The organism is Microbacterium sp. zg.Y909 (genome assembly GCF_024626565.1).
On sequence record NZ_JANJFJ010000138.1, the window covers coordinates 1 to 10,903 of the forward strand.

Below are 10,903 nucleotides of genomic sequence, written 5' to 3' on the forward strand. Positions count from 1 at the left end.
CCAACGTCATGCCGTCGACGATCGACCCGGCGTTCAACCTGACGATCGAGAACGCTTCGAGCACGGACTACACGCTCACGATCATGACGTGGGCCGCGGTCATCTTCCTGCCGCTGGTGCTGCTGTATCAGGGGTGGACCTACTGGGTGTTCCGCAAGCGGGTCACCCGCGTCGAGATCGAGAAGGCTGCCACAGCAGTCCACTGAACCCGGCCGCCCCGGTCCCACGCCGCGCGATTCGCGCGCCGGACCGGGGCGGACCGTTGTCATCGGCACGCCGCCCGAGCGCGGCATGCGTGGGAGGATCGATACATGGCTTCGCAGGACGCGGACGCACCACCGCGCGTCGGCGGCCGCCCCCTCGACCCCCGGCTGCTGAAGTACGCGCGCGCGTCGCGATCGTTCTTCGCAGCGATCGCGGCGATCGGGCTCGCACAGACCCTCGTCATCATCGCCTTCGCGTGGCTGCTCACGCGCGCGATCGTCGGGGCGATCGAGGGGATGCCATGGGGCGAGCTCTCCGGCATCCTCGCCTCGCTCGCGGGGGTCATCGTCCTGCGCGCCGCGCTGCTGTGGGTGCGTGAGACGGTCGCCGCCCGCGCGTCGGCGCGCGTGCAGGCGCAGCTGCGCGCGAACGTCGTCGAGGCGGTCGGCGACCTCGGGCCCGGCTGGCTCGCCCGCCACAACTCGGCACACCTCGCCCTGACCGCCGGGCGCGGCCTCGACGCCCTCGACGCCTACTTCGCCCGCTACCTTCCGCAGCTGGCGCAGACGGCCATCGCGACGCCGCTCATCATCGCCGTGATGTGGTGGATGGACTGGATCTCCGGCCTGACGGTGGTGCTGACGATTCCGCTGATCCCCTTCTTCATGATCCTCATCGGCCTGGCCACCCGCGCCGTGCAGGACAAGCAGTGGCAGACCCTGCGGCAGCTGGCCGCCCGCTTCGCCGACACCGTGCGCGGGCTGTCGACCCTCACGGTCTTCGGCAGGCAGCACCGCGCCGTCACGTCGATCCAGCGCATCACCGAGCGCTACCGCGACCAGACCATGCGGGTGCTGCGCGTGTCGTTCCTCTCCGGGTTCGCCCTGGAGCTGCTGGCCAGCCTGTCGGTGGCGATCATCGCCGTGTCGATCGGCTTCCGCCTGCTCGAGGGCGAACTCGCGCTCCTCGTGGGCCTCTTCGTGCTGCTGCTCGCGCCGGAGGCGTACCTGCCGCTGCGCCAGGTGGGCGTGCAGTTCCACGCCGCCGCCGAGGGTGTTTCCGCCACCGACGACGTCTTCGCGGTGCTCGATGAGGCTGCCGCCCGCCGCGCTGACCGGCCGGGCGCCGCAGGCCCGACGGGAGACGAACCCGCTGCAGAGGCCGGCGGTGCGGCATCCGGTCCCCTCGTGCTGCGCCACCTGCGCGTGCGCTACGGCGACCGCTCGCTGGCCCCGGTGGACCTGCGGGCGGATGCCGGCGAGCTCGTGCTTCTGGAAGGACCGAGCGGGGCCGGAAAGTCCAGCGTCTTCGCGGCGCTCCGCGGCGCGGCCGAATTAGACGGCGAGGCGACGCTCGGCGGCGTCGCCCTCACCCGCCTGCGCCCTGACCGCTGGCTGGCGTGGGCGGGCCAGCACCCCGGCCTCATCTCGGGGACGGTCGCCGACAACGTCGCACTGGGCGCCCCCTCCCCCGACCCCGCGACGGTGGCGCGGGCACTCGCCCTGGCCGGCGCCGTCGACATCGATCCGGCGCGGGAGCTCGGCGTGCAGGGAGCGGGACTGTCGGGTGGGCAGGCGCAGCGGGTCGCCGTGGCGCGCGCGATTCACCGGTACCTCGCCGGTGCGGCATCCGTGCTCGCCCTCGACGAGCCGAGCTCGGCCCTCGACGCACAGACCGAGGACCTGCTGTGGCGGAACCTGCACGGGCTCGCCGACGCCGGCGCCACCGTGCTGCTGATCTCGCACCGCACCACCGCCCGCGCCTACGCCGACCGCGTCGTGCGCCTGCAGACGGCGGAGGTGCCGGCATGACCACGACGACGAACACCACGGCCGCCCCTCGGACGACCGCCGCTCCCGTCACCGCCGCGGACGTGCTGCGCGGCGCGATGCCGCCCGCCCGCCGGTTCTGGCGCGCGGCCGCATCGGGATTCGCCACCGAGGCTTCGGCGGTGGCCCTCCTCGCCGTCAGCGCCTGGCTCATCGTCCGGGCCAGCGAGCAGCCCGCAGTGATGTACCTCACCGCCGCTGTCGTGGGGGTGCGCGCCTTCGCGCTCTCGCGCGCGGCCTTCCGCTATCTGGAACGGCTCACTTCGCACGACGCGGCGCTGCGCCAGCTCGCCACCACCCGCACCGCGCTGGTGCGTCGCCTCATCCCCCTCGCCCCCGACGGGCTTACCCGCACGCGGCGCGGCTCGGTGCTGGGAGCGCTCGTCGACGACGTCGACGAGTTGCAGAACCTGCCGCTGCGCGTGGTGGAGCCACTCGTCGCCTCGGCTGTCGTGGCCCTCTCGGCCGTCGTCTTCGTGGCATTCGTGTCCTGGCCCGCCGCCCTCACCCTGCTGGCCTGCCTCATCGTGGCCGCACTCGTCGCGACGCTCTGGGGATGGGCCGCGGGCGGGCGCGCCGAGCGCGCCATCGCCCCGCTGCGCGCCCGGCTGGCCGACGCCGTGACCGACCACCTGGGAAGCCTCGATGTGCTGCTGGCCTACGGCGCCGAGGCCGAGAGCCGCGCCCGCATCGCCGAGGCCGACGGGGCCGTCCGCCGCGCGGTGGTCCGCCGCGCCGGCGCCCAGGCGGCGACGACCGCCATCGTCTCGCTGCTCGCGGGGGCGGCGTCGCTGCTGGCTGTCGCCGTGACGGCTCCGGATGCCGCCACCCTCGGCGGCCCCGCGCTGGCGGTGGCAGTGCTCGTGCCGATGGCCGTTTTCGAGGTGTTCGGCGCCGTGCCGCTGGCCGCAGCCGCCTGGCGGCAGGTGCACGCGTCGGCGGAGCGCATCGCCGAATCCGTGCCCGCCGACATTCCCGCCGGACTCGTCCGCGATGCGCCGCCCGCGACCGGCGAGGCGCCCGCACTCGGCGAGGGGCTGCGGCTGCGCGACGTCTCGGCCACGTGGCCGGACGCCGCGACGCCGTCCCTCAGCGGCGTCGACCTCGACGTGCGCCCCGGCGAGCGCGTGCTGGTCGTCGGATCCAGCGGCGCCGGCAAGACGACCCTTGCCCACGTGCTCGTGCGCTTCCTCGATTGCACCGGCACCTACGACATCGGGGGCCGCTCGGTGCGCGATCTGTCGCCGGACGACGTGCGCCTGACCGTTGGCCTGTGCGAGCAGCAGCCGATGCTCTTCGACGAGGACATCCGGCAGAACCTGCTCTTCGCCCGCGACACCGCGACCGACGAGGAGCTGACCGCGGTGCTCTCCCGCGTGGGCCTCGGCCTGTGGTTGGCAGAGCGCGGCGGCCTCGACGCCCGCGTCGGCGAGCGCGGCGCGCTCGTCTCCGGGGGCCAGGCACAGCGCATCGCGCTGGCGCGCGCCCTGCTTCACGGCTTCCCGGTGCTCGTCCTCGACGAACCCACCGCCGGCGTGGACCCTGCGGCATCCGACGCGCTTCTCACCGACCTGCTGCAGGCGGTTTCTCCCGACCAGGCCGTGGTGCTGATCTCGCACGTGGAGGTGCCCGAGGGGCTCGTCGACCGCGAAGTGCGGCTCGACGCGGGCCGGGTGCGCTGAGCCGGCCTCAGCCGGACAACACGACCGACAGCGCGATGCCGGCGGCGACCGCAACCAGCGTGACGACCGTGTACCCGATCGCAAGGCCCGCGCGCGCGTAGCCACGCCCGGCCTCGCCGGTGCGGCCGATCTCTCGCAACGCCAGGTGAGCGAACACCACGCCCAGCGGCGCCAGGACGAAGGCGAACACGAACCCGAGCAGCGCCTTGCCGTTGACCGCCCCCGTGGGCTGATCGCCGCCCACGGCCGGGGATGCCGTGGCGGGCGCGGGCCCCGCCGCGGCGGGCGCCGCCGATGCGGGGTCATCGTGCGATGAAGACGTCGGAGACGGGGATGCGAGGGCGGTGGAGGCCGGGAGCGCGGGGGCCGCCCGCGGTGTGACGTCGGCCCACCAGGGCGACGCGGCCGGGGCGGCGACAGCCGCGACAGGCGCGAAGGACTCGGCCGCGGCACCGGGCGTCCACCGGACGCGTTCGGAGGCGCGATCCCCCCGCATCCCCACCGGCCGCTCTGCGCCCTGCGTGAGTGCGGCACCCGCGGCCACCGCCGCGCGCCACGCGTCGGCGTCGCCCGAGAAGGCCAGCGGATGCACGCCGGACTCGCGGCGTCCCGCCGCCAGAACGTCGGTGGTCCCGGCACTGGTCGACTCGCGCTCGCCCGGCGTCGTGCGCCGCCCCACGGCGACGACCCCGGCCCATTCGATGAGGGCCGGATAGGCCCGGGGATGTCGGGCTATCTGCTCGGCATAGTGCGGAAAGGCACCCGCGATCGACGCGAGGTCGTGGGGCGAGGTCTCGGCGTGGTGCAGCGCCGCCCAGGCATCCGCGGAGTTCCACTCTTGAGTGGGGCGCACAGTGGCGGCGGTCATCGCGTTCCTCCTGGCATCCAGTGCACCATCCGCGCGGCACGGTGCGCGATGGGGACTTCTCCCCATCGAGGCATCGCCGGCATCGCCGGCATCGCCGGCATCGCCGGCATCGCCTCGATCGTCAGAGGTCGCGGCTGAACGCCTGCACTCCCTCGTGCGACGGCATGCGGGTGAACCCGAGGCGGTCGTAGAACGCCAGCGCCCCGGCGTTGTCGGCGGAGGCGACCAGGTGCAGCCCGGGTACTCCCTCGGCCCGCAGCGCGGCGATGACCGTGTCGATCAGCCGTCGCCCCCATCCCTGCCCCTGCGCCTGCGGAAGCAGATCGATGTGCAGGTGCGCCGGATGGGTGTCGCCGTACGGCTCCGCCCCTGCGTGCCTGCCGTAGGCGTAGATGAGGGTGCCGTCCTGCCGGGTCCGTTCGCCCTCCGGCCGCGGCCAGCGCTCGGCGAACCGCGGCCACCACTCATCGGCGAACCAGTCCTCGAACCGGCGGGTATCGGGGGCAGCCACGGCGTATCCCACGACGCGTCCGTCGTCGGTCTCGACGACGAAGGCGAACTCCGGATGCCGCGCGACGTACGGCAGCACGAACACCTCTGCCCAGAGGTCGTCGTCGGCGAAGATGCCGGTGGCATCCGCACCCGCGTCGGCGGTGCGCAGGCAGATCTCGGCGAGCGCGGCCTCATCGCCGCGGCGGTAGGGGCGGATTCGGGTCACGACCTCATCCTGACACGGCACGGATTCCGCCGTACCCGAGACGTGCGCGCCCGGGCGTGCGAGGATCGCCCCCAAGGCTCGCCGCCGAGCCGCCGAGGAGGTCACGCCGTGGGCGATCGCACCCTTCCGACCGACGCCGTGCACGAGTGGGCGATGGCCCTCTGCGAGCGCTTCGACCTCGTCGCCGACGACATACCCGTCGCGCTGCTGCTCACCCTCGCCGACGACACGACCGCCGCCTCGGCTCAGGCCGTGCCGCTCAGCGCCTTCGTGGCGGGCTTGGTGGCCGGACGGGCGGGCGGCACACCCGCAGACACGCGGGGCGCGGTCGAGGCGATCACGGCGTTCGCCGAGGCGTGTGCCCATCGCGCGGCGTCCTGACCCGGCGGGTCCGCCGACCCCCGCGCCAGGCGATCGCCCGGGGCGCCCAGGCCGTCAGAGGACGCCCGCAACCTGTCCCCGCCCCGTCGACTCGGCCTCGGCAGTAGCCGTGATGCGGTTGGCCATGCCCCGGAAGACGAAGCCGTGGAAGGGCAGCACCGCGAGCCAGTACAGCCGTCCCGCCAGCCCCCGCGGAAAGAACACTGCGCGCTGGTCGTAGCGCGAGCCGCCATCGGCCTCGGTCGCCCGCAGCTCGAGCCACGCCCTTCCCGGCACCTTCATCTCGGCGCGAAGGCGCAGCATGCTGCCCTCCTCGACCGTCTCCACCCGCCAGAAGTCGATGACGTCGCCCGGCGCGACCCGCGACCGGCTGCGCCGCCCCCTGGCCAGGCCCACACCGCCGGCGAGCTTGTCCATCCACCCGCGCACCGCCCACAGCAGCGGGGTCGAGTACCAGCCGTTGTCGCCGCCGATCCCGGTGATCACGCCCCACAGCCGCTGCGGGTCGGCCGAGGTGAGGGTGGAACGCTCGTCGGTGTACGCGGTGCGCCCGGCCCAGTCGGGATCCGACGGCAGCGGGTCCGAGGGAGCGCCGAGCACCTCGGAATCCTGCCAGCTGGTCTCGACCTCGTCGGCCGCGACCCGCCCGAGTGCGAGGCGCACGGCACGACGGTAGGGGGTGAGGCCTCCCGCGGGCGGCGGGATGAGGTCGTCGACCGCGTGGTCGTCCATGACGCACTCGTTCTGCAGCGACGCGACCAGCGGCCGGGCGATGGCCCGCGGGATGGGCGTGACGAGGTTGACCCAGTGCGAGGCGAGCCCCGGCGTGAACACCGGCAGCGATGCGATCGCCCGCTGCGGCAGACCCGCCTCGGCGGCGTACCCGTTCATCATCTGTCCGTACCGCAGCACGTCGGGACCGCCGATGTCGACGGCCCGGTTGACGTCGGCATCCACCCGCGCCGCCCCGAGCAGGTAGTGCAGCACGTCGCGCACGGCGATCGGCTGGATGCGGTTGCGCACCCAGCGCGGCGCCGGCATGTACGGCAGCACCTCGGTGAGGTGGCGCACCATCTCGAACGAGGCCGAGCCCGAGCCGATGACCACGCCCGCCTGCAGCACCAGGGTGGGAACGCCGGAGGAGAGGAAGACATCCCCCACCGCGACGCGGGAGCGCAGGTGGGGTGACAGGTCGCCGCCGGAGGGGTGCAGGCCACCCAGGTACACGATGCGCCCGACCGATGCCGCGGCGGCGGCCGCCGCGACCGTCTCGGCCGCGCGCAGGTCCGTGCGGTCGAAGCCGGGACCGGCGGCCATGGAATGGACGAGGTAGTACAGCACGTCGACGTCGCGTACGGCTTCGCGCACCGCGTCGGGGTCCTCGGCGGAGCCGGTGACCACCTCGACGGAGTCACCCCACGGGAAGGCCGCCACCCGGCCGGCGTCACGGGCGAGCACGCGCACGCGGTATCCGGCCTGGCGCAGGCGCGGCACCAGGCGCCCGCCGATGTAGCCGGTGGCCCCGAGCACCAGCGCCAGGGGAGCCGAGCCATCGGGGCGCGGCACCGCGCGCAGGGCCGCGTCCGCCGCAGTGAGTTCGCTCATGCCGCGACGTTACGTCGCGGCATCCCCGCGCGCCACACGCCCCGTGTGGGCTGCTCGAGCCCGCGAACACTCACTCGGCAGCGACGGGTGCGACGCGGAGCGGGGGTCGGGATCGGCGGGTCGCTTCGGCCCGCAGCGGCACGGCGAAGGCGGATGCCATCAGCAGCGCCATCCCGGCGCCGATGATCGCCCCGCCCACGGTGTCGCTCAGCCAGTGCGCGTGCACGTACGTGCGGCTGAAGGCCATCAGCATCACCCACACCGCCCCCGCGATCACGACCCACAGCCGCGGGAAGAGCACGGCGGCCACCACCGCGAGGGTCGCGGCGTTGGCGGCGTGCCCAGATGGGAACGAGCCGTAGTCGCTGATCACCAGGATCTCCTCGGGGCGCGCCCGGCCGAAGAGGCGCTTGAGCACCTGCACCGCCGCGGCGCTGAAGATCGACGCCGCCACGAAATACAGCGCACCCATGTACCGCCGCATGATCAGCAGCGCCAGCGCTCCCCCGATCGGCACCACGAAGACGCCGAACACTCCCCCGCCGAGCCAGTTCATGGCCAGTGAGAACACCGCCACCGCCTCGACCTGCCACCCGACGAGGGCCTGGTTCCACCAGTGGTCGAGCACGAAGGGCTCGGGCCCGCGCTGCAGGATCCACGCGCCCAGCGCGCAGGCGAGGGCGACGAGCACGATCCCGGGCACGAGCAGCCGCGTAATCGGACGGTTGTGGGCTTCCATCACCTCATTGTGCGGCGTCAGGCGACCCGGCGGAGGGGGGCTTGCGGACGACTTGCCGCAAAGGCTATCGCGCCGCCGTGGGCCCCCCGCGCGCGAGCGCTATGGCGCGAGGCGCTCGACCGTCTTCGGACGCACGACCAGCCACAGCGCCAGAACCCCGATCACGCCACAACCGACCATGACCGAGGCCATCGTCGTCGGGGTGATGCCGCCGTCGCCCGCGATCAACCCCACGAGCGGCGAGACGAGGCCGGCCACACCGAAGTTGACGGCGCCGACGAGCGACTGCGCGGTGCCGGCGGCCTTGCCGTGGCGGTCCAGCGCCAGCACCTGCACGCACGGGAACGTGAACCCGCATCCGGTCATGAAGATGAACAGCGGCACCATCACGCCCCAGATGCCGACGTCGAGGGCGTCGCAGACGACGATGGCCGATGCGGCGAGCACGAGCACCGCGGTCGAGAAGGCCATCACCCACTGCGGGCCGAAGCGGGCGGCCAGCCGCGATGCGGTCTGCACGCCGATGACGACGCCGACGGAGTTGATGGCGAATAGCAGTCCGTACTGCTGGGGATCGAAGCCGTAGGTCTGCTGGAAGAGGAACGAGGATGCCGAGAGGTACGAGAACAGACCGCTGAAGGTCATGCCGCCGATGATGAGCACGCCGATGAAGACGCGGTCGCTGAGCACGGAGCGATACCGCTGCATCACGGTCGTCGATCCCCGCTCAGCGCGGCGGGCCGCGGGCAGGGTCTCGGGGAGGAACGCCACCGCGCAGGTGAACATGACGACGCCGTAGATCGCCAGGGCGACGAAGATGCCGCGCCAAGGCACGACGGTCAGCAGCGCCGAGCCGATGAGCGGTGCGACGACCGGGGCGACGCCGGACACCAGCGCCAACCGGCTCAGCATGACCACGAGCCGGCGACCGCCGAACAGGTCGCGCACGATGGCCGCCGCGACGACACCGCCGGCGGCGGCGCCCGCGCCCATGAGCACCCGCGCGAGCATGAGGAGCTCGAGGTTCGGCGCGAACGCGGCCGCCGTGCTGGCGAGCACGTGCAATGCGGTCACGACGATGAGCGGCACGCGGCGGCCCACCTTGTCGCTGAGCGGACCGACGACGAGCTGCCCCAGGGCGAAGCCGATCATCGTGCCCGTGAGGGTCAGCTGGATCGACGCTGCGGAGGTGCGGAAGTCCTCTTCGAGCGCCGGGAACGCCGGCAGATAGAGGTCCACCGTGAAGGGCCCCAGCGCGGTGAGCGCACCGAGCAGGATGACGTAGAGCACGCGGCGGCGGGTCGACAGCGCGTCACCGGGGTGCAGCACGATCGGAGCGGTCGTGGGGTTGGCGCCCAGGGTGCGGATGGCACCGGTCGCCGGGCGGCCTGCGGTGCGGATGGCACCGGTCGTAGCGGGGCGGTCGGTGCCTGACGAGTCGGCGGCGGAGACGGTGGGAATGGGCGAAGTATCGAGCACGGTATCCAGGGAGTCGCAGGGCGGAATCGTCGAAACGATTCGAGAACCGGATGAGTCTAGCTCCTTCCCAGCCGTTGACCTATGCGTGCGAATAGGCTGAGGCGACCGTCGCGCCCCCCGCGCGCCCCTCCGAACCGAGATCACACATGACCCCGACACCCTCCGACCGCCCCACCAAGCGTGCGAGCGGCAACCCCGCCACCCAGGCCGACATCACCCTCACCGTCAAGCAGCAGCGTGAGAAGCAGAAGCAGGAGAAGCTCGCGCAGTACCAGCGGGAACTCGCCAAGCGTCGCCGCAGCAAGCTCGTCTGGTGGTCCGTGGGCGTCGCTGCGGCCATCGCGGTCATCGCGCTCGTCGTGGCATCCATCGTCTTCACGCCCAAGCCCGTCACATTCGACCGCGGTGACGGCGACGGGACGGCGATCCCGGGCGTCGAGACGTTCGAGAACACAGCCACCCACGTCGAGGGCACCGTCGCGTACCCCCAGACCCCGCCGGCCGGCGGCGACCACAACGCCGCCTGGCTGAACTGCGGCATCTACTCCGAGCCGGTTGCGAACGAGAACGCGGTGCACTCGCTCGAGCACGGCGCCGTGTGGATCACCTACGACGCGGATGCCGTCGACGCGGCGGGCCTGGATGCCATCAAGGCCAAGCTGCCGTCGAGCTACGTGCTCCTCTCCCCCCACGAGGGCCTCGACGCGCCCGTGGTGATGAGCGCATGGAACGCCCAGCTGAAGCTCGACGGACCCGACGACGAGCGCATCGAGGACTTCCTCGGCGCCTACTGGCGCAGCCAGAGCGTCCCCGAGCCCAACGCCGCCTGCACCGGCGCCATCGACGGTCCGGGCAAGCAGTCATGACCGAGGCCCCGCGGCGTCGGTGGATCGCGGTCGTGCTGATCGCGGTCGCGGTCGCCGCGGTGGCCTTCGCCGCCGGCCGGTTCTCGACCTTCACGGCATCGGGTCCGGCTCTTCCCGCGAACGACTCCGCTGAAGCGGGGTTCGCCCGCGACATGCAGGCGCACCACGCGCAGGCGATCGAGATGGCGATGACGGCCTATCGCAAGACCGACGACGAACAGCTGCGCGTGCTGTCTTACGACATCGCCACGGGGCAGGCCGGCCAGCGGGGCGAGATGTTCGACTGGCTGGTCAAGTGGGGGCTCCCGCAGGCCGGCGGCGCTCCCATGGCGTGGATGGCGGCGTCGGATGCCGGTCACGATCACGGCGTCACGAGCACGGCGACCCTCTCCCCCGAGGAGGAGCGCGAGGCCATGGGCATGGCATCCCCCGCTGAGCTCACCGCTCTCGCCGAGGCGCAGGGCACCGCCGGCGACTGCCTGTTCCTGTCGCTGATGATCCGCCACCATCAGGGCGCGATCCCGATGGCCGA

General features: G+C 72.9%; 11 protein-coding genes. 6 read left to right on the top strand and 5 right to left on the bottom strand.

The features are described from left to right. The 3 genes from NQ160_RS11460 to cydC all read left to right on the top strand — a co-directional run. The coding region (locus NQ160_RS11460) for a cytochrome d ubiquinol oxidase subunit II (RefSeq protein WP_257515369.1) at nt 1-206 on the top strand (206 nt) is incomplete at its 5' end. A 105-nt stretch (nt 207-311) separates the two neighbouring features. After that, nucleotides 312-2,015, top strand: coding sequence for a thiol reductant ABC exporter subunit CydD (gene cydD, locus NQ160_RS11465; RefSeq protein ID WP_257515370.1), 1,704 nt, complete (start codon nt 312-314; stop codon nt 2,013-2,015). Then, a complete protein-coding gene (cydC, locus tag NQ160_RS11470) occupies nt 2,012-3,715 on the top strand; it encodes a thiol reductant ABC exporter subunit CydC (protein WP_374113648.1) in 1,704 nt (567 codons plus the stop codon). The genes cydD and cydC overlap by 4 nt, the downstream gene beginning before the upstream one ends. A gap of 7 nt (nt 3,716-3,722) precedes the next feature. On the opposite strand, the gene NQ160_RS11475 is transcribed toward cydC, so the two are convergent. Continuing rightward, complete coding sequence (locus NQ160_RS11475; RefSeq protein WP_257515371.1) at nt 3,723-4,583, bottom strand: DUF4190 domain-containing protein; 861 nt, start codon at nt 4,581-4,583, stop codon at nt 3,723-3,725. 121 nt (nt 4,584-4,704) lie between these two features. Continuing rightward, nucleotides 4,705-5,301 (bottom strand): GNAT family N-acetyltransferase, encoded by a 597-nt coding sequence (locus tag NQ160_RS11480; protein ID WP_257515372.1) that lies wholly within the window; start codon nt 5,299-5,301, stop codon nt 4,705-4,707. A gap of 108 nt (nt 5,302-5,409) precedes the next feature. Between NQ160_RS11480 and NQ160_RS24875 the strand changes: the two genes are divergently transcribed. After that, nucleotides 5,410-5,682: a DUF6457 domain-containing protein gene (locus NQ160_RS24875; RefSeq protein ID WP_257515373.1), complete on the top strand. Its 273-nt coding sequence runs from the start codon at nt 5,410-5,412 to the stop codon at nt 5,680-5,682. A 54-nt stretch (nt 5,683-5,736) separates the two neighbouring features. Here NQ160_RS24875 and NQ160_RS11490 read toward each other — a convergent pair whose 3' ends face one another. The 3 genes from NQ160_RS11490 to NQ160_RS11500 form a co-directional block, all read right to left on the bottom strand. Next, nucleotides 5,737-7,287, bottom strand: coding sequence for an SDR family oxidoreductase (locus NQ160_RS11490; RefSeq protein ID WP_257515374.1), 1,551 nt, complete (start codon nt 7,285-7,287; stop codon nt 5,737-5,739). A gap of 70 nt (nt 7,288-7,357) precedes the next feature. Continuing rightward, nucleotides 7,358-8,026, bottom strand: coding sequence for a phosphatase PAP2 family protein (locus tag NQ160_RS11495; RefSeq protein WP_257515375.1), 669 nt, complete (start codon nt 8,024-8,026; stop codon nt 7,358-7,360). A gap of 99 nt (nt 8,027-8,125) precedes the next feature. After that, nucleotides 8,126-9,505, bottom strand: coding sequence for a multidrug effflux MFS transporter (locus tag NQ160_RS11500; protein WP_374113649.1), 1,380 nt, complete (start codon nt 9,503-9,505; stop codon nt 8,126-8,128). Between the two features lie 146 nt (nt 9,506-9,651). On the opposite strand from NQ160_RS11500, the gene NQ160_RS11505 reads away from it, so the two are divergent. Together NQ160_RS11505 and NQ160_RS11510 are read left to right on the top strand one after the other, a co-directional pair. After that, a complete protein-coding gene (locus tag NQ160_RS11505) occupies nt 9,652-10,371 on the top strand; it encodes a DUF3105 domain-containing protein (RefSeq protein WP_257515376.1) in 720 nt (239 codons plus the stop codon). Continuing rightward, a partial coding sequence (locus NQ160_RS11510) for a DUF305 domain-containing protein (protein WP_257515377.1) occupies nt 10,368-10,903 on the top strand: 536 nt, incomplete at its 3' end. The genes NQ160_RS11505 and NQ160_RS11510, both read left to right, overlap by 4 nt.

What these genes read in the sequence shown, in the direction of transcription:
- cydD (WP_257515370.1), top strand. Translation starts at nt 312, where the DNA reads ATGGCTTCGCAGGACGCGGACGCACCACCGCGCGTCGGCGGCCGCCCC.
- cydC (WP_374113648.1), top strand. Translation starts at nt 2,012, where the DNA reads ATGACCACGACGACGAACACCACGGCCGCCCCTCGGACGACCGCCGCT.
- NQ160_RS11475 (WP_257515371.1), bottom strand. Translation starts at nt 4,583, where the DNA reads ATGACCGCCGCCACTGTGCGCCCCACTCAAGAGTGGAACTCCGCGGAT.
- NQ160_RS11490 (WP_257515374.1), bottom strand. Translation starts at nt 7,287, where the DNA reads ATGAGCGAACTCACTGCGGCGGACGCGGCCCTGCGCGCGGTGCCGCGC.
- NQ160_RS11495 (WP_257515375.1), bottom strand. Translation starts at nt 8,026, where the DNA reads ATGGAAGCCCACAACCGTCCGATTACGCGGCTGCTCGTGCCCGGGATC.
- NQ160_RS11505 (WP_257515376.1), top strand. Translation starts at nt 9,652, where the DNA reads ATGACCCCGACACCCTCCGACCGCCCCACCAAGCGTGCGAGCGGCAAC.